At 40.0% G+C, this 19,078-nt stretch carries 17 protein-coding genes and 3 pseudogenes; 3 read left to right on the top strand and 17 right to left on the bottom strand.

The genetic code is table 11. The features are described from left to right. Nucleotides 1–67 precede the first annotated feature (67 nt). The 6 genes from alsE to JJ692_RS11985 form a co-directional block, all read right to left on the bottom strand. A complete protein-coding gene (gene alsE / locus JJ692_RS12010; RefSeq protein ID WP_024425190.1) occupies nt 68–760 on the bottom strand; it encodes a D-allulose 6-phosphate 3-epimerase in 693 nt (230 codons plus the stop codon). A gap of 17 nt (nt 761–777) precedes the next feature. Beyond that, a complete protein-coding gene (locus tag JJ692_RS12005) occupies nt 778–2,040 on the bottom strand; it encodes a PTS ascorbate transporter subunit IIC (RefSeq protein WP_206533812.1) in 1,263 nt (420 codons plus the stop codon). 25 nt (nt 2,041–2,065) lie between these two features. Beyond that, nucleotides 2,066–2,332 (bottom strand): PTS sugar transporter subunit IIB, encoded by a 267-nt coding sequence (locus JJ692_RS12000; protein ID WP_024425192.1) that lies wholly within the window; start codon nt 2,330–2,332, stop codon nt 2,066–2,068. Nucleotides 2,333–2,347: 15 nt separating this feature from the next. After that, a complete protein-coding gene (locus JJ692_RS11995) occupies nt 2,348–4,420 on the bottom strand; it encodes a BglG family transcription antiterminator (RefSeq protein ID WP_206534467.1) in 2,073 nt (690 codons plus the stop codon). Between the two features lie 256 nt (nt 4,421–4,676). After that, nucleotides 4,677–5,117 (bottom strand): hypothetical protein, encoded by a 441-nt coding sequence (locus tag JJ692_RS11990; RefSeq protein ID WP_024425194.1) that lies wholly within the window; start codon nt 5,115–5,117, stop codon nt 4,677–4,679. Nucleotides 5,118–5,394: 277 nt separating this feature from the next. After that, complete coding sequence (locus JJ692_RS11985; RefSeq protein WP_206533811.1) at nt 5,395–6,357, bottom strand: helix-turn-helix transcriptional regulator; 963 nt, start codon at nt 6,355–6,357, stop codon at nt 5,395–5,397. Nucleotides 6,358–6,465: 108 nt separating this feature from the next. Between JJ692_RS11985 and JJ692_RS11980 the strand changes: the two genes are divergently transcribed. Continuing rightward, nucleotides 6,466–6,945 carry a GyrI-like domain-containing protein gene (locus tag JJ692_RS11980; protein ID WP_206533810.1) on the top strand — a complete coding sequence of 160 codons (480 nt, stop codon included), beginning with the start codon at nt 6,466–6,468 and terminating at the stop codon, nt 6,943–6,945. Between the two features lie 21 nt (nt 6,946–6,966). Continuing rightward, entirely contained in the window at nt 6,967–7,431 is a 465-nt protein-coding gene (locus tag JJ692_RS11975; protein WP_024425197.1) for a hypothetical protein, read from the top strand. A 428-nt stretch (nt 7,432–7,859) separates the two neighbouring features. On the opposite strand, the gene JJ692_RS11970 is transcribed toward JJ692_RS11975, so the two are convergent. From JJ692_RS11970 to JJ692_RS11940, 7 genes and pseudogenes are all read right to left on the bottom strand, one after another. Continuing rightward, complete coding sequence (locus JJ692_RS11970; protein ID WP_241257950.1) at nt 7,860–8,276, bottom strand: hypothetical protein; 417 nt, start codon at nt 8,274–8,276, stop codon at nt 7,860–7,862. Between the two features lie 133 nt (nt 8,277–8,409). Further along, nucleotides 8,410–8,772, bottom strand: a complete 363-nt coding sequence (locus tag JJ692_RS11965; RefSeq protein WP_206533809.1) for a hypothetical protein — start codon at nt 8,770–8,772, stop codon at nt 8,410–8,412. A 143-nt stretch (nt 8,773–8,915) separates the two neighbouring features. Further along, the gene (gene cdiI / locus JJ692_RS11960; RefSeq protein WP_226340878.1) at nt 8,916–9,275 is read right to left on the bottom strand and encodes a ribonuclease toxin immunity protein CdiI; all 360 of its coding nucleotides are present in this window, start codon (nt 9,273–9,275) and stop codon (nt 8,916–8,918) included. 19 nt (nt 9,276–9,294) lie between these two features. After that, a pseudogene (locus tag JJ692_RS19160) lies at nt 9,295–10,332 on the bottom strand (CdiA family toxin C-terminal domain-containing protein); the annotation flags it as partial. Between the two features lie 613 nt (nt 10,333–10,945). Then, nucleotides 10,946–11,201: pseudogene (locus tag JJ692_RS11950) on the bottom strand (hypothetical protein). A gap of 22 nt (nt 11,202–11,223) precedes the next feature. Continuing rightward, nucleotides 11,224–12,771 (bottom strand): annotated as a pseudogene (locus tag JJ692_RS11945) (ribonuclease YeeF family protein). 374 nt (nt 12,772–13,145) lie between these two features. Beyond that, nucleotides 13,146–13,565, bottom strand: a complete 420-nt coding sequence (locus tag JJ692_RS11940) for a MarR family winged helix-turn-helix transcriptional regulator (RefSeq protein WP_044335851.1) — start codon at nt 13,563–13,565, stop codon at nt 13,146–13,148. A gap of 170 nt (nt 13,566–13,735) precedes the next feature. On the opposite strand from JJ692_RS11940, the gene JJ692_RS11935 reads away from it, so the two are divergent. Next, nucleotides 13,736–15,256, top strand: coding sequence for an MDR family MFS transporter (locus JJ692_RS11935; protein ID WP_056766947.1), 1,521 nt, complete (start codon nt 13,736–13,738; stop codon nt 15,254–15,256). Between the two features lie 38 nt (nt 15,257–15,294). On the opposite strand, the gene JJ692_RS11930 is transcribed toward JJ692_RS11935, so the two are convergent. Genes JJ692_RS11930 through pfkB form a run of 4 tightly spaced genes read right to left on the bottom strand, consistent with a single transcriptional unit; the run spans nt 15,295 to nt 18,984 of the window. Further along, a complete protein-coding gene (locus tag JJ692_RS11930; protein WP_206533808.1) occupies nt 15,295–16,164 on the bottom strand; it encodes a class II fructose-bisphosphate aldolase in 870 nt (289 codons plus the stop codon). Between the two features lie 2 nt (nt 16,165–16,166). After that, nucleotides 16,167–16,625 carry a PTS sugar transporter subunit IIA gene (locus JJ692_RS11925; RefSeq protein ID WP_024427781.1) on the bottom strand — a complete coding sequence of 153 codons (459 nt, stop codon included), beginning with the start codon at nt 16,623–16,625 and terminating at the stop codon, nt 16,167–16,169. A gap of 15 nt (nt 16,626–16,640) precedes the next feature. Further along, nucleotides 16,641–18,056 carry a PTS fructose transporter subunit IIC gene (locus JJ692_RS11920; protein ID WP_206533807.1) on the bottom strand — a complete coding sequence of 472 codons (1,416 nt, stop codon included), beginning with the start codon at nt 18,054–18,056 and terminating at the stop codon, nt 16,641–16,643. Between the two features lie 13 nt (nt 18,057–18,069). Next, nucleotides 18,070–18,984 carry a 1-phosphofructokinase gene (gene pfkB, locus JJ692_RS11915; protein ID WP_206533806.1) on the bottom strand — a complete coding sequence of 305 codons (915 nt, stop codon included), beginning with the start codon at nt 18,982–18,984 and terminating at the stop codon, nt 18,070–18,072. Nucleotides 18,985–19,078: the final 94 nt, after the last annotated feature.

The following is a 19,078-nucleotide window of genomic DNA, read 5'->3' as shown; positions in this document are numbered from 1 at the left end:
CTGGTGAATGAATTGTGTTTTAGTAAAATTTGCGTAAAAAAGAGGATGGTTTTCATCCTCTCTTTTACTAACGTGATTCGATTGAGGCTGTTTCTTTTGCAAATATTTGCTTCATTCTTTCCCAAGCAGTGTCGAGTTCTTTATGAAGTCCAAATAAACCTGAGGTGCCGATGATGTAAATTTCATTTCCAGCCTCAGCAAGCAGCCGGAACGTGCTCTCATTACAAGAGCCGTCTACTTCAATTGAAAACGAGTATCCTCCGTGCTTTTTGATATCTCTCACCTGTTTAATTTTTTGAAGCATTTCTTTAATAAAAGGCTGTCCGGCAAAGCCTGGATCGATTGTCATGATCGTCACTCTGTCTATTAAATGAATAAAGGAATCTAATGCTGCAACTGGTGTGGCGGGATTTAGAACAAAGCCAACATCACATTTTCTTTGGTGAATATGCCGGATGATTCGAAAGGCATCTTTTTGCACGACTTCTGGGTGTAAACAAATCATCGTTGCGCCTGCATCAATACATGCATCGATTAAAAATTCCTGCGGATGTTCGGCCATTAGATGAACATCAATCGGTAAATTTGTCAGTTTCCGAAGCTGTTCAATGAAAAAGGGTGATAACGTCATATTCTTCACATAATGCCCATCCATCACGTCGACATGGTACCGGTCTGCTCTCGTGTTGAGAAGATGAATTTGTTCACGGAAGTGCGTTAGATCCATGCACATCAATGAAGGTGAAAAAACGGCTGTCATTCTCAGGCGCCTCCTTTTTACAGCTGAAATAAAAACTTGATCAATCCAATCAAGATTCCGATGATACCAAAGTCTGTATCTCCAAACGTTGTCCCTTCAAAGCCAAGGGCTCCTAACACAGGTAATAAACAGGCAGGTAAAAAGGAAAGAAGCAATCCATTTACAAAGGCCCCAGCGACAGCACCTCTAACCCCTCCTGTTGCATTGCCATACACGCCTGCTGTAGCACCGCAAAAAAAGTGCGGGACAAGTCCAGGGACAATGACAGTCAAACCAAACAAAGGTAAAAGAAAAATGGATACGATGCCTCCTGCAAAGCTGCATAAAAAACCGATAATGACCGCATTTGGCGCAAATGGAAAAACGGTTGGCGCATCAAGTGCCGGCTTTGCCCCCTTCACGAATCGATCGGCAATCCCTTTAAACGCAGGCACGATCTCGCCAATGGCCATCCGTACCCCTGCTAAAATAATGTACACACCAGCAGCAAACGTAATCGCCTGAATGAGAATGAAGACAGCGAAGTTCGTGCCACCGCTAATTTGTTCTATATAAGGAATTCCTGCAAACGGTGCAATTGCAAAGAACAGTAAAGCCATCGTAATCGAAATGGCAACAGATGTATCTCTTAGAAAACCGAGTGATTTAGGCACTTGAATGGTTTCCGTTGATTTTTCTGGAGATCCAACCCATTTGCCGATCATTCCCGCAGTAAAATAACCGAAAGTACTGAAGTGCCCAAGCGCGAGATCATTGCTTCCAGTGACTTTCCTCGTAAACGGTTGAAGGATTGCGGGTGCAATGACCATAGCTGCCCCTAATATCATTGAGCCAATGGAGATGAGCAGCCACCCGTGCATGCCGGCTGTCGAGAGAACGACGGCGAGCATCGCCGCCATATACAACGTGTGGTGACCAGTCAAAAAGACATATTTAAAGGGTGTAAATCTTGCAAGTAACAAATTGACCAGCATACCAAAAATCATGATAAGTGCTGTCTGTGTACCGAATTCCTTTTGAGCAATGGCGGCCATAGCATCTGTATTTGGGACAACCCCTTGAATGTGAAAGGCTGCTTCAAACATCTTTCGAAAAACCCCAAGTGAATCAGAGACGACTGTAGCGCCCGCCCCTAATATTAAGAAACCCATGGTTGTTTTCAAGGTGCCTGACACAGTGTCTGCAGCTGATTTTTTCTGCAAAAGTAAACCGGCTAGTGCAAACAAACCGATGAGAATGGCAGGTGTGCCCAATATATCGTTCATGATCAGTTCTATCATGATGTGAATCCCCCTTTTTCATGACTTAAATGTGTTGACGAAGGACGTCTTTAATGGCTTCCTGGTCTAACAAATTGTTTAAGCCAGCCACATTTCTTGTGCCGTCATTCAGCTGGTCAATAATATCAGCTGCTCCGATATAAAGGTCTGCTTGTTCATTTTTACTTGTACTGAGATCGGTATGATCCACTTCAGCTTTAAGACCTAATTCTTCTAACGCTTTTTTGACATTCATTTCTACAATAAAGCTGCTTCCTAACCCGTTTCCACACACAACAAGAATTTTTTTCATTTTCTTACTCCCCCTTTATAGTTGTGAAAATTGATCAATTAGTTTTTGAACCGATGCTAAATCTTCTGCTTCAATCAATTGTTTCGTGCGTTTCTCTTCACTTAACAGCATGGTTAGCTGTTTGAGTGCTTTCAAGTGGCTCATGCTGTCAATAGCAGCTAACACAATGACGAGCCGCACCTGCTTTTTTCCATCCTTTGAAAACGAAATGGGCTGTTTGAATGACATGAGTGTCATGCTCAATTTGTTCACGCCATCCTCGGGCCTTGCATGTGGAATGGCCACTTGTGGTGCAATGACAATATAAGGACCATTTTGATGAACAGACTGTATCATGGCTTCTACATAACTTGGTTTAATAGCATTTTGATCAAGTAAAGGCTGCGCCGCTTTTGTAATCGCCTCTTGCCATGTGTCTGCTGTTTGGTGGAGCTTGATGGTTTGTTCTGTTAATAAATCATTTAACACTGGGTTCCACCCTTTCTGATAAGATACATATGTGGGATGTAGCAGCTCCCGAATGTCATGAAGCAGTGCTTGTTTATTTTGTACAATGGTATGCTGCTGAATGATGTTGAATAAAGCGTTTACATGCTTCTCGTCAATCTTCGTTTCTGAGCCTTTTCCGTATTGAAGTAATGTTTTTTTCTCATAGGCAGTTAAAATAGGATGAACGAGATGAACTGGTTTTCCTTTAAACGAAATAGGTGTTGTGGACACAACGAATTCTGCATCAACTGCTGCTAATTCTTCATATGCACGCTTTGATAACAGTCCGCGTACTTCAATGTAGCCGATTAATTCGAGAAGCTGAGTTTTCAGCATGTTACTTGTGCCGATTCCTTCTCCGCAGACAATGTATACAGAACGCCTGACAATGGATGAAATTCCTTCTCTTCTCATCCAGCTGCCAAAATGCATGGCGAGATATGCAATTTCATGGTCACTCAACTTTGAACAGGCCGCCTTTTCTAAATGACATGCAACTTTTTGAGTGATTTCAAACACTTCTGGCTGTGCTTTTTTTATAGAATCCGTCAGTTCGTTGATCATACCAATGTGATAGATGAGCCTGTAATAGGCTGGAATTAAATGCATTGTTAAGTTTTGCTCCAATGCTTTAGGTTCTTGAAAGGAAATACAAGCATATCGCTGAAAGTCAAAGATCATTTGTCTGGCGATGGTGCGAATGAGATGTTCTTCTGGTTTTTTAATTGATGGAAGTTTTTGTTTTTTGGCACTGAGCCATAAGGTGCTAAGAAAATAGATCTCATCATCATGAACAATGAGACTGGCCTCTTTTTGAATCTGCGCCATGAAACGAATAGCAGCCAAGCATTCCTCTGTTTCCTGCAATGTTCGTTTTTCTTCGTTTGAAATGTGTACGGCATGCCCCAGCTTCATCCGCTTGAAGTAAAAAAAGAGATCCAAAGAGAGCTGATCCAGCATCTCATCTGCAAATTCAAGCTTAAGTTCTTGTTCTGACTGCTGGAGGAGATGGTGTACCCGTTTGGATGAAATAGGTCCCTTTAACCAAAACGACGGAAACGTTTTTTCGTTTTTTATCATGGTGCGAATGAAATGTATATAAGGTTTGAGTGCCAATCGAATGGCCCTTTCGTCACCTGAAATGACATAACCGCTTGCTGCCTGATAGCGGAGTGTGATCTCCTGGTTTGAAAGCGCTTCTTTTAGCTGTTTCATATCCTCGAGTAATGTATTTCGGCTCACCTTTGTCATCTTCATAAAATCATCAATTCTTAGGCAATGCTCGCTGCATGCAATGGATAAAAGCAAGATAGCCCTTCGTTCCTTTACACATGGTTCATAATCGTGACCAACAAGCATGGTGTCAGCTTTTTGAATAATGACTTCTTTTTCATGAGGGTTTAAATAATAGCCAAGTTGGCCTTTTCGCTGCACACCACTAAGCTGATGAGTTTCCAGCCAGCTGTTCATTCGCTTGATTTCAGCGTAAACGGTTCGAGTCGAAACGTTCATTCGATTCTGCAAATCTTCTATTGATAGATAAGATGTCGTATGAAGCAGCATCGATAGTAACATCGTGCCCCTTTTGGTTAAGTACAGTTGGAATTCCTCCTTTCTTTCCCTTTGCTTATAAGTCTAATCAACTCACATGCATCAAAGAAGTCCAAATGTCTTCAGCACGTGCTGTGCAGCGATTGTGTTCTCTTTTCATAAGAAAAACACACCATTTGAGTGTGCTTTCAGGCTTGTACAATTTGAGAACCAATAAACGCAAAAAACCTAGAATGGTATAGAGCCAGTCAAGGTTTTTTCATTTCTTAACATCTTTTATTTTTCTTATATGTGACGCTCAAAATTATTTTTTGTTTAAACTAAATCCGAAATCCAAATCGTTTTCAAATGAAATACAAATACACCAATCGCCTTCTAAGGATATAAAGTAGTGGTGCTGTGGGATATCTAAAAAATAGACTAGTAACTCTTTTAAATGTTTTAATTCAAACTGGTACCCAAACTCTGTAAGGTTATCCCCTATGTAAATTACTTGTAAGTTATTATCTAAATATTTTTCTTTTAATTCGGTTATAAATAGAAGAGCATCAGGAAGTAACGATTCATGATTTGAGCTCTTACTATAATGTTTATTGGTTTGTAACCAATCTATTTTTGAACCAGCAAAATCAAATTTTTGTTCTATTAAGTCTAAATAAATTTTTGGATTTTTATGTACTTTGACATATTTAAGAAGGTCTTTTAATTCCAAATCTTTTATTAGATCTTCATCATAAGAATTCAATAAAATTACCCCCTTTTATGTTTTTTAATGTCTTTCTTGTCAAAATCCATAGGAATCGCTGTTTTGTCATTTTGTTGCAATCATTACAGTGTACAATGCCATTGAAGCTTGCTGATCCGTCTCTGACAAAGCATATTTATCTTTCTTCAACAGCTGAGATCTAAAGAAGATGGAAATAAGATTGGTGGTTCATTGAGATTTTGTTCGAAACTTGGAGCAAGAATTTTTTGATACGACTCACGTTCATGTATCTAGTAAGAGGTCTAACCAGCATTGATTATGGACAATATAAGAGTAGTCTCTCTTGTAAACTTTCCAAGATTTCTACAGGCATTTCCCGGACCTTGATATCATCGCCTAGGAAAAATAGCCAATTTATCATTTCCGTTATTTCTTCTGAATGATTAACATCGATAAAAGTCTTTAAAATGGCTGTAGTTTGGTAAGGATTCGTATAAGAAATTGACATTTTGAAAGGATGGTATTTTTTGAACTGTGCAATTGCCTTTGGACCAAGTTCAAGGACAAGGTTGATTACTTCCTCCTGCTTACTTAGTTTTTCTAAAATCTTTTTCCTGCTTAATCGATTATTTGTAGAGCATGGTTCAACATCTGTGAGGTTGTCGACAGGCAAAATCCGTTTCTTCTCTTCCTTTAAATCAAAGCCTTCAATCAGCCAAAGGCTTTTTTCACGATAAAGGTTCAAGAGGTAAATAGGATAGGACTTTATCACTTTCTCCTCTCTCATGGTTATCAGTAAATATCGATCCAAAATAAGCAGTTGGATTAATTTTTCTAACATGGGATGAGGGAGATCTGTCAAATCAAGCAGATCAGGATTATTCGGATTAGTCCCTTCAAATAGCAAGAGGCGATTTAACAGAACAAGGTCATCTTGCTGGGTTTCTGAGATGAGTCCTAGTAATTTTTCAGCTAAAGACTGGCGACTCTTTAAATAAGGGAGTTGTTGGTTTCTCGTGGCCATAAAGGCAATAAAAAGAGCTTTAATCTCATTATCGGTAAAACGAACAGTTGGCAGGACTGAATTGTTCATCACAAAATACCCCCCGTCCCTTCCGACTTCAGCGACAAGCGGCATCCCCATAGCTTCAATTTCTCTGATGTCTCTAATTGCAGTCGAACGAGAGATATGAAATTCTCTCATGATTTCAGAAATTGTAAAGTTGGCGCGGTTGTTTATATACCGCATGATGGTATTAATCCGTTCAACTTTTTTCATCTGATCCCCCTAAACAGTATCATTTTTTGACATGATTTAAGCCTATTATATATTTATCAAGTGAAAAGAAAAAACATTTGATCAATTTTTCAAAAGGAAGTGTTGAATATGGCAGATTATATACTAGAACAAAAAGACAGCTTTCACGTGTTAGGTATAGGAACTGAACTTAAGAGTCATTACACAGACTATGCGGGCATCATGAAGGAAAAAGCAGACTTTTGGCAAGCAGTCACACAAGAAGGTAAGCTTGACACCTTAAAAGCCATTGCCTCAAATGACTATATTTTTATCGTAAACGAAGCGGTAAATAACAAGCTGATGCATTATGTCGGGGTCATGACAGAGGAATCGTTACCAGAAGCGGACAGAGTAATTCAATTTCCTAAAGGGGAATATCTAATCGTTAAAGGGGAAGCTAAAACCGCTGATGAATTGCATCAAACGCTTACTGGTATTGCATTTGGTCAAGTCTTGCCTGAAGCAAAGAATTTCGCCTATGTTGGTGGACCAAATGCAGTGGGAGAGATGGGGCAGCGAAACGACTTATTACTTGGTGAGATGTGGATTCCTGTTGTACGAAAATAAGAAGGATATGGAGGGATAGAAATGGCCTATATCGTTGATTTTAAAAATGTGTCTACGATTGGTTTAGAGTCTTCACCTGTAGCAGAAGCACTTGCTGGCTTACGTGCTAATGAGGCTCGTTACTTTATGAACAAATATAAGCATGAATTTACAGTATTACCTGCCAGCGAAAGTCAGGATACCCTTGATTATGTGAACCGAGTGTTAAAAGAAGAACGTGAACTAGAGTTTGCAGCCAAACCTTTAGAAACGGCAAGTTTTCAAGTGGAAAATATCAAATGGACTTACGTCTTTTATGAGGATGGTCTTGCAATTAACGTCCTGTATACAGTGGATGACCCGAAAAAACGTGCTGTTGGTTTTAAGCTTTCTGAAGGTATGGAAGTACCAAAGGAATTAGAAGGGAAATTTAAATTTGCTAGGCAGAAGTCTAAACTTGCTGGAACGATTCGTGGGTCATTTTTTAAAATTAAAGGGGAATATTGAACCCGAATTTGTGAATCTGATTGAACAAATAAATTAAAATTATTTCCCCCTTCTAAACAGAGCAGCATTCTCTATGCATTATTAGAGGATGTTTTTCTGTTTATTGTATCCACTTCATTTTCTTATGAAGAAGTTCGCCGTTAAAATGGCTTGGCGATTAGTCTTTTATATAAATGTCCTGCTATTTCACTGTTTGACATTTATACTTCTTTAAAGGAATTTCTGATCTATATCAAAGAAAAAGATGTAAAGTATCCCCCTCATTCAAAAAAACTCACTATAAAAGCTGTGAGCGCCTAGTTTTGCTGGTCTTTATCATACGATGGGTCCCCATCCCTCTTTTGGTCGGTTTTTTCTCAATTTGATGTTCAATAACACAAAAAACCTTGAGGGCATTAAGCAGATCAAGGTTTTTTTGCGTAATCTCATTAAAAATGAACTAATTTGAATTCATTTTTGAAAGAAAGTCTTGAAGAACTACTTTTACTGGGGAATTCGTAGTAGTAGCCATTACATGATTTACACGTATTAAAATTTGAGGATGCTTCAATACCTTCAATTGGGAAGCTTCTCAATGTATCAATACAAATCTCAAATAATTCTTTATCATTAGTATTCAACAAATCTATTAAAATAATTAACTCATATTCATTGCACTCATTATCCAGACAATAAGCAATTTTACGCTGCCACTCTATTGGTTTATTAAGCACCTGATTTGATAGTTCTTCCCAGTCATTTAGGCTAAAATCAGAGAGTATCTCACTAGCAATCAAACACCCGTCATCATACCATGAATCTACTGTTGTATCAGCAGATAAAAGAATATCTAATTCTCTAAACATATTGAATCCCCTAATTATGTAATTACTCTGAGAACACATTCTCGAGTACCTACAGCCTCAAAAATTGATCAAAAACGAGTAAAACTGAAGAAACTAGCGATGTTAATTTGTTAGTAAATAAGTACCTACTATTTTATTTCCACCAGTTGGATGTAATTTCTTTCAAATGAAATTCTATAAAATCAATCACTTTGGTATAGTCATCCGAGCTGAATTCCTCAATAGGATTGTCCCAATCTGTATTTTTAACTATTAGAACAAGGTAGTTACCATCAGAAGATAAATCAGGATACCACCCTAAATCCAATGTTATTGATGATTTCTCATGATAAAGTTGTAATAAACTTTCAGTGAACATAAACCATCTATCATCTTCTGCTTCTAACTTTTTAGGGTCAATTTCCCTGAAATTATTATAACGTACAATCCAACATTCAGTTATTCTTAAAGGATGAATGTTGAATACAGGGACTTCGAGTTTTATATTTCTTCTCATTATTCTCCAACTTATTCATAAATTTGATAGTAATTTAAGTCCTAATTTATTATTCAGCCTATAAATTATCAATTAGAATTGTCTTTAATCATTCTACTAATTTCAATACTTAGTTGCTCAACTATTTTCAGAGGTTGCTTCTGTCAATTGGCCAATCTATATTTTTCAAAAACCTTCCTTAACACCTCGCTAATAGTTTTCTTATCCTGAGGATACTCTGTAATGTACGTGTTACAGGCTTGCTCAAGATAATAGTAGAATGTTTGATAATCAACAATAACCTCATCATCATGAAGTGCAAATAGTACTCCATGAAAGGGCTCCTCGTCGGGTTCCAGATCATTTGGAAATGTGCAATCCACATCGTTAATTCCATAACCTACTCCCGTAGATAAATGCTGAACAATATTTACAAAGCTATCATCAGTAATGGCATTGAAGAAAGCCACCACAGGAAAGTGTTCATCTCTTAACATTTGAGTTTCTAAAATTTTTTTTAACATACTATCTGAATCCTCCTACCTATAATTCAGTATAAAACGAGGTCACTGCCCCATCCTTATCTGTATAACCTCTCCATTTTATACCTTGTCCATCATAACCTTCCCATTCTCTCCCTAAAACACCTTTTGAAGAAGCATTATTTACAGCTTCTTTTCCTCGTTTAATAAAATCTTCATCAGAAATTAACTTAGGATCATAAACAGTTTTATCAAATGGCTTTGCTTTCCATCCAATTTTTTGACCTGTTTTAGCATCTAAAGAAGGAACTTGGTAAGTTATTTTTTCCACTCCTGGCAAAGCATCATGCTTCTTAACATTTAATATATTTACATCATTTTTCATAAATTCATCTTTGTTATGCGCCCCACCAATTCCTCTTCTCCTTGGAACATTGGGATCAACTTTTCTTATATGATCTTCTAAGCTAGATGAGAACTTAACGTTTTCCCTACCCGTAATTCCCATCTTCCCCCGAAAGCCTTTCGCCCCAAACGGCAAAAGCATCCCCAAAGCCGCGTTCATACTTGCTTCCTGCTGTTCTTTTGAGATCTTGTTTCCAAACATGTCTCGGCCTGTGATTGCTTCGCTGAATCCGTTGGTTGCAGTGAGGCCATATAGTCCTTTTTGAGATGTTTTTAAGGCGTCAAAGGATTTTTGTGATGTCTTGTAAATGTCGACTGCTCTGACTGCAGCTGATGTGGCTTGGGTGGTTTTATAAACAGCTTTCCCGCCTTTGAAAATGCGTCCTGCCCAGCCGACGATAGGGATGTAGCCGGCTGCAGCCATTCCTCCTGCAGCGACTCGCTGGCCTGCGGTGAGTTCCTCCCCTGTGATTGGATCAACGCCTGTTGCGGCACGTTTTGCATCGTTCACGCCGGTCAGTTCATTCACGATGGTTCCGCCATAATCTAGGGCTTTTTCATACCAAGGGCGGTTGGCGAGCGCTTCTTGTTCCTTCGCAATCTTTCGGGCTTCTTCTTGTTCTTTTTTGATTTTCAGATATTCAGAAGTTTGCTTCTCAATATCGCTCTTTGCCTTGTAGATTTCGCTATTTTGATCAAGCTGCAATGCTTTTCGATTGCTTTATTGTCTCTTTCGAAACAGAACACTGTTAGCTGAATAAACACCACCTTACGCTATTCGCTTAAATAGATTTTGAAATGATGACTACACTCCGAGAGGATGCCAATTACAGTCAATCATCAATTGAAATGAAAAACTGTCCTCGATACGGCTGCCGCAGACCAGCTGCTATTCAGGCTCAGAATGTCCCTCTCGTATAGCCACATTCCTCAACACTTTTGTTCCGTATCCAGATACGCCATTGATAAGGGAGAGGCGCGTCTCCAAGGGGACACCAACCAAGGTACTTAGAGTGCTCAATACGTTCGTTTTGCTTGTCTCTATCATACGATGAACCACTCAGGAAAAAGATTCCCATTTTAACGGTTTTTCTCGGTATGAAAGCCAATAAACACAAAAACCTTGAAAGGCATATAGCCAGTCAAGGTATGATAACAATAATATTATTTTTAGAAGTATCAACTACTTCACCTACTGATTTATCTGAGAGAATATCATAATTGTTTTATATTTCTTTCTAATATAATAAAGCTATTTTATAACTCACTCCAACTTGTTTATAAAATTTGCTTTTGGCTTCTCTTCTTCACGTTATTACCATAGCATTGTCATCTTTTATACTTGTTACATTATTAAATCACCTGTAAATACTATAGAATCATTAAATGTAATACTTAGACTACTCATGTTTGCTTATATACATCTAAAGTTAAAATCACCTTGAAATTTTGGTCATCTTTGTAAGTATAGATTAATTCTCCATCATCTATATTGCCTGTTATACTCACCAGCTCACTTTGAAAAAGTTCTAATAGATCATATTCATCATACTTGATAAACATTCGTATTCATCCTTTTTATTAATTATTTCGGTATAACTGTGATAACATCGCCAGCTTCATTTATAATTACTTTGACATCCATTGTTTCATGAACAAACGTTCCGCTTCTATTACCAGGTATCTTTTTCGTATTCATTATAGCGTCTTCAATAACTGAAGGTGGAATATTTCTTGGATCAACATATTTTTTGATGAAATCACTAAATTCTTTTGTTTGTGGTTTAAATCCTAATTCTTCAGCTTTTTTAATTGCTCTACTTGTTAAAGTAGCTTGTACTTCAGGAATATCAGGTGCCATTCTTTCCAAAGCATGCTGAGAATACTTTCTTCCATTTATTTCTCCTCCACCTTTTGACATATTCCAACCAATTTCACCCGTACCCTTAATCCCCATTTTACCATGAAACCCTTTCGCTCCAAACGGCAAAAGCATACCAAGCGCCGCGTTCATGCTCGCTTCCTGCTGTTCTTTCGAGATCTTATTTCCAAACATGTCTCGGCCTGTGATCGCTTCGCTGAATCCGTTGGTGGCGGTGAGTCCATATAAACCTTTTTGAGATGTTTTTAGGGCGTCAAAGGATTTTTGTGATGTCTTGTAGATATCGACTGCCCTAACTGCGGCTGATGTGGCTTGGGTCGTTTTATAGACAGCCTTTCCTCCTTTGAAAATGCGGCCTGCCCAGCCGACGATTGGGATGTAGCCTGCGGCTGCCATGCCGCCTGCCGCGACTCGCTGTCCCGCGGTGAGTTCCTCGCCTGTGATTGGATCAACGCCTGTTGCGGCACGTTTTGCATCGTTCACGCCGGTCAGTTCATTCACGATGGCTCCGCCATAATCGAGGGCTTTTTCATACCAAGGGCGGTTGGCGAGCGCTTCTTGTTCCTTCGCAATCTTTCGGGCTTCTTCTTGTTCTTTTTTGATTTTCAGATATTCAGAAGTTTGCTTCTCAATATCGCTCTTTGCCTTGTAGATTTCGCTATTTTGATACGCTTTCTTGTCAAAATTCATAGGCGAAATCGCTTTTCCGTCATTTGTCGCATTCATCATTTCAGCGTACAATGCCATTGTAGCTTGCTGCTCTGTCTCTGACAAAGCATATTCATCTTTTAAATTTTGATCAAGCTCTCTTAGTTCTTTGACCGTCTTTTTTCGTTCATCTTCCGCATCTTCTATTTTTTCATCAAAGGTTTGGCTATCAAATACCTCTAGGGAAATGAGGTCATCAATGTCTTGAAAAATCGTTTTGAGTGCCTTTTTTGATCCTACAATGCTTTTGGCATTCTTGATGCCCATATTACTGCGTTGTCTAAAAGTGTTCTTCTACAAAGGTATCGCCGCCAAAGCTCGTATCATCCAGTGTCCCAGAAACACCTTCATGAAGGCTTTTTGTTTATCAATGAAGCTGATAAACATGTCTACATTTTCCAGCAAGCTCTTTATAGAAACTTTTAATATTATCTGCACCTTTCCCAGTGAAATCATCACCGAGATTGGCTACACCTTGTAATGCCTTTTTAAATCTACCATTTGTTCGCAGAGTTCCTGATAGTGTTTTGCCCTTGTGTCCATGGCACTGGTTAGTGCTTTTGCATCAAGTATCTTGCCCAGAAGAATTCACTCCTTCCTATTCATTGACAAGGTCAATTTTACCAATACAAAGTTTGCCATTAAATAGGAATTAAGACACAAAAACAATACTTATTATGTAAATGACATTGTTGCAATTGAAAAGCTCACTATAGAATGCGTTAGCTCCACTTTTGTCATAACAATTATAATGTCGTTTTTAGAACAATCTTTTAAATAGAACATTTTTTTGAGCTACTCCATTATAAAAAATGTTATAGAGCACTTCCATGGTAAGGAAGATGTCACTAGTCGAGGCAATCCATACATGAATTAGGAATGCACTTAGAAAAAGCACACCCGCATCAGTGTACTTTTTACGATTTAGACTTCAGCAATTGCAGCTCTTGCTCCATGATATCTGCTGCTTCAGTTATAAATTGAATAATTAAATCTAATTCTTCTGGTTTGTATTCATTTGTGAGTTCCTTCGTTGATGTTGATAAGGATCGAAAGAGTTCTTTTACCTGTGATTTCCCCGCTGTTAGAGGAACAATGATGACTCTTCGTTTGTCTTTTGGATCCTTTTCTCTTTTGGCGTAGCCCGCTTTTTCAAGCCGGTCAATAAGAGCTGTGACCGCACCGGAGCTAAGACCTGTTTTTTCACTTAATTCTCCTGCTGTGAGAGGACCGAGTTCGTTTAATAAATCGGCGGATTTGAGATCTGTTGGAAAAAGGCCGAGCGATTGAGCGGCCGCTTGGTGGAACAAAACGGTTCGTGTGGCGAGGCGCCTCATTGTATGTATGATCTGGGCTGCTCTGTCTTCAGCCTCGTTCTTTATTGACAACTTGTTCTCCTCCCTTTAAAATCAATTTATCTTGATCATCAAGATAAATGTTCTCTTACTTTATGGTTAAGTTGATCATAGCAAAAATAATGAGAGAACGTAAGCAGGAGGTAAATGAAATGAATCATGTGGATAAAGGCAAGGCATCCACTCGCTTTGTTGTCATCGGTTTGCTGTTAGGGATTTTTATGGCAGCGATGGACAATACCATTGTTGCAACAGCAATGGGAAGCATCGTAGCAGATTTAGGCAGTTTTGATAAATTTGCTTGGGTGACGGCTTCTTATATGGTGGCAGTGATGGCGGGAATGCCTATTTACGGAAAGCTTTCTGATATGTATGGTCGAAAGCGTTTTTTTCTGTTTGGACTTATTTTCTTTTTAATTGGATCAGCGCTGTGCGGTATCGCACAAACGATGGATCAGCTCATTATTTACCGAGCCATTCAAGGGCTTGGGGGCGGTGCACTTCTTCCGATCGCATTTACGATTATCTTTGACATCTTCCCGCCTGAAAAGCGCGGGAAAATGTCTGGTATGTTTGGAGCAGTCTTTGGTTTATCAAGTGTACTCGGACCGCTTTTAGGTGCTATTATTACGGATTCGATCGGCTGGCATTGGGTTTTCTATATTAATGTGCCAATTGGTATTGTCAGTGTCTTCTTGATCGCCAGATACTATCAGGAATCGCTTGAACATCGTAAGCAGAAAATCGACTGGTCAGGTGCTATTACACTTGTCGTTGCGGTTGTCAGCTTAATGTTCGCGCTTGAGCTTGGCGGTAAATCTTATGCTTGGGATTCGGTGCAAATCCTCACACTTTTTGCTGTGTTTCTTGTGTTCGGTACGATCTTCTTTATTGTTGAGCGTAAGGCTGAGGAGCCGATTATCTCATTTTGGATGTTTAAAAATCGATTATTTGCAACATCTCAAATTTTGGCGTTTTTATATGGCGGGACATTTATTATTCTTGCTGTCTTTATTCCTATTTTCGTGCAGGCTGTGTACGGTGAATCTGCGACAAGTGCAGGGTTCATTTTAACACCGATGATGATTGGATCAGTCATTGGCAGTATGATTGGCGGAACGATGCAGACGAAAGTGCCTTTCAGGCGTCTTATGACTATTTCTGTCATTTCATTTTTCGCTGGGATGCTGCTGCTTGCCAATATGTCACCAGATACAGCAAGACTGTGGCTCACACTCTTTATGATGATATCAGGCTTTGGCGTCGGGTTCAGCTTCTCCCTTCTGCCGTCAGCTTCAATGAATGATCTTGAGCCGCGCTACCGAGGCAGTGCAAACTCGACCAATTCATTTATGAGATCACTTGGAATGACGCTCGGTGTAACAATTTTCGGAACGATTCAAACCAATGTGCTGACAAATCGTTTAGCTGATGCCTTTAGCGGAATGAAAGGAGCCCCTTCTCAAATAAGCGATCCACAGGCTATTTTCCAAGAAGGTGCCCGCTCACAAATTCCGACTGATATTTTAAATAAAGTCATCGATGCGATGTCACAAAGTATTACGTACGTATTTTTGCTTGCATTATTCCCGATTGCACTTGCGGCGATTACGGTCGTTTTTATGGGAAATGCACGGGTACGCACATCTAATGAAATGAAAGAAAACGAATAATGTGAAAAAGCAGAGCAATAGCGGCTCTGCTTTTTTTCTTATTGATATAACGGATGGGCTTTGCCCTCACTGCCAACGATTCGTATTTTCGATTGGACCATGTCTTTCGCTGCTTGTTTTGCTTTTTGTAAATACATACGCGGATCTAAGCTTTCAGGTTCGTTTGAGAAATGATCACGTATTGCTTCGGAATACGCATTTTTCAGTTCAGTTGAGACATTCACCTTTGCCATACCAAGTGCAACGCATCGCTTGACATCCTCATCTGGTACAGCGGAACCACCGTGCAGAACAAGTGGTACATCGACCAGCGCTGCAATTTGTTCAATGCGGGCAAAGTCAATATCCGGCACCCCTTTATAAATGCCATGGGCAGTACCAATCGCAGGCGCTAAAGTAGGCACCCTAGTTTCTTCTACAAATTGGCGGCATTCTGATGGAACGGCTTTTTCAGCATCCTTTTCATCGACGACGATATCATCTTCTACACCGCCTACCTTGCCTAGCTCTGCTTCGACATTTACACCGACTTTTAAGGCAAGATCCACGACTTCTTTTGTGCGGCGTACATTTTCTTCGTATGAGTGCATAGATGCATCGATCATAACGGATGTATATCCAGCCCTGATACAGGTGAGAATTACATCAAAGTCTGTACAGTGATCCAGGTGAAGACCGATTGGGATTTGATATTGATCAGCCGCCGCCTTCACTGTATCTGCAATCGCTTTTGCTCCAAGAGATTGAACCGTTCCAACCGTTGTTTGCAAAATCACAGGTGACTTTAATTCTGCGGCAGTTTCGAGCACCCAATAGATACTGTCAAAGGAGTGCACATTGAATGCCACAATTCCGTATTTTTCGTTTTTCGCAGCCTCAAGCATTGGTGTTGTTGAAAGTAAAGGCATGATCAAACATCCTCTCTAGTTAAAATATCCGTTTCTAATACAGCAAGCATGTCTTCATTTGTTCTTGTTTCCAGCAGTTTTTGACGTTTCGTTTCATCCATTAAGCCTCGTGAAAGGGCTGAAAGAGCTTTTAAATGAGTCGTCCCTGCTTCACTTTTAGGGATCAGTAAGGATAAGAAGAAAAAGCAAGGCTTCCCATCAAAAGCGTCCCATTCAATACCTGTTTCCGTGCGGACGATCACAAGTGCTGGTTTCGTGATGGCTTCTGTTTGAGTATGCGGAATGGCAAATCCATCTTGAAATCCGGTTGTACTCAGTGCTTCCCTTTCCGCTAACCCTTTTTTGACATCCTCTGGTGAGGTGCAAATACCTGCTTTGTAGGCAATGTCAGCAATGGCTGCGAACACGCCAGCCTGTGAAGAAGCTGTTTCGTGAAGATTCATATAGATATGTTCCATCATTTCTCATCCTCCCTTTTAAACTGCGGGGTTGTCTATTTTTTTACGGTAAAGTCCGTAGAGAATCGCACCTACGAGTGAGCCGATTAGTATGGAAAGCACCCATTGGAATGCACCTGTGACGACCGGAAGAACAAGGAATCCACCATGCGGAGCTGGAACCTGTACCCCAAACAAATATGTCAATATAGCAGAGATGGCCGAGCCAAACATGATAATTGGCAGGACAACGACCGGGTTTTTGGCCGCAAATGGGATGGCTCCTTCTGTAATATGTGTCGCTCCTAGAATATAGTTGATTGCCCCTGCATTTCGTTCTTGTGGCGTGAAATGTTTTCGGAAAATCGTTGTAGCAATCGCAATGATAAGCGGCGGTGTGATACATGCTGCTGACACACCTGCCATGAAGTAAAGGTTACCTTCTGCAAGTAAAGCCGTTCCTGTGACATAGGCTGCTTTGTTAAAAGGTCCGCCCATATCAAATCCACACATTGCTCCAACAATTAAGCCTAAAAGCAGCGGATTTGTGGATTGTACAGATGAGAGAAAGTCCATTAAGGAATTATTTAGCCCTGTGATTGGAACTAACAACGGGGTCATGACAGCCCCAATTAAGAAAATTCCGATGACAGGATAGATGAAAATTGATTTTAATCCGTCAAGTGATGTAGGTAATTTTTGAAGCAGGAATTGAAGAAGTACGATGATATACCCTGCTGCAAAACCTGCGATAATACCACCTAAGAATCCAGCGCCTCCATCGTTTGCAAGGAGACCACCTATAAATCCAACGACCATCCCTGGGCGTCTTGCGATCGAATCAGCGATAAATGCTGCTAAAATTGGCACCATTAAACTAAAGCCAAGTCCGCCAATGCTTTTCAAATAGGCAGCAAACGGATGATACGTTTCGTGCTTAGGATCAGCAGAGTAGATACCAAATAAGAAAGAAAGGGCAATTAAGACACCGCCTCCAACGACAAATGGCAGCATGTGTGATACACCGTTCATTAAGTGCTTATAGATGGTGTGTATCCATTTATTTGCCGACTTATGTTGAGAGGATGAAGGAGCAGATGGTTTCTCCGTTCCAGAAGTTCTTCCTTTCACTTGATGAACGGGGGCATCTCCATTGATAATGCCTTGGATCAGTTCATTTGGCGTGCGGATACCCTTCGCTACAGGCACTTCAATTAGTGGTTTGCCGTGAAAACGATCTGTATTTACATCTTTGTCAGCTGCGACAATGACCCCATCGGCCTCCAGAATGTCTTGATCAGTTAAAGCGTTTTCAATTCCTACTTGACCATGCGTTTCGACTTTGATGTCGACCCCTAGTTGCTCGGCAGCGATTTTTAATGCTTCAGCTGCCATGAATGTGTGTGCAATGCCTGTTGGACAGCCGGTTGCAGCGACAATTTTTTTACGGCTCATGTGTTATTCCCCCTTATTTCTCCTGAATGTGTACTTGCTCAATCAATGAATCAATGTCATGTAAATCACTTAAGCCTTTAGAAAATGCAGTAGATGCGCCAGTTGCAATGCCGTAACGTAAGCACTCTTCAGATGAATGACCTTCAAGCTGTTTACTAAGAAAGGCTGCGAGCATCGCATCTCCAGAGCAAGCTGTATTTACTACAGTGCCTGTCGGTGCGTTTCCTTTTAAGACGGCGTCTTTCGTAATGAACAAAGCCCCTTCTCCCCCGCGGGAAATAAGCACTTGCTCTGCACCCATCTCAATGAGTTTCTCTCCTGATTGAATGAGTTCTTTTTCTGACAAAGGATGTGTTTTACCGAAAAAAGCAGCAATTTCTTCTTCATTCGGTTTTAGTAAATACGGTTTGTATTGAAGCGTCTCAAGAACCGCTGCGGAGCTTGTGTCTAAAATGAACTTGACCTTCTGTTGATGACAAATAGCTGCTACTTCTGAAAAAATGCTGGCAGGAACGCCCTTTGGCAGACTGCCTGACATGATGAGGATGCCTCCCTGCGGGATAGCCGCAATTTTCTCACGGAAGGCGTGAAGCGCTTTTTTTTCAATTGCAGGGCCCTGATTCACAAGCTTGTATTCTTCTGTCGTATTGATAAAAACATTAATGCGTGTGATGCCTTCAACCGAGATAAAATCGGTCTGAATGGAGAGATCCTTTAAAGATTGTTCAATATAAGAGCCTGAAAACCCAGCGATAAATCCTAATGCAGTGCTGGTGAAGCCATATTTCTTTAGCATAATTGACACGTTCACGCCTTTTCCATTCGGCTGATAATCTTCATCTTCTGTGCGATTGACTGCATTTGCCCGCATTTCTTTTAATGCAATATATAGGTCAATAGCAGGATTTAAGGTGCAGGTATAAATCAATTGGTTTCACCTTCTTTCTTTTCTCTAAAGAAAGTATCTCATACGATTCAGTGAAAATGTTTTCAGAATGTGTAAAGGTTTTCATGAGAAAAAG

This window comes from Bacillus sp. 3a (genome assembly GCF_017161885.1).
In the GTDB taxonomy this organism is placed as follows: Bacteria; Bacillota; Bacilli; order Bacillales; family Bacillaceae; genus Bacillus; species Bacillus safensis.
The sequence above is the reverse complement of the archived record's forward strand: the minus strand, read 5'-3'. Positions and strand labels throughout refer to the sequence as shown.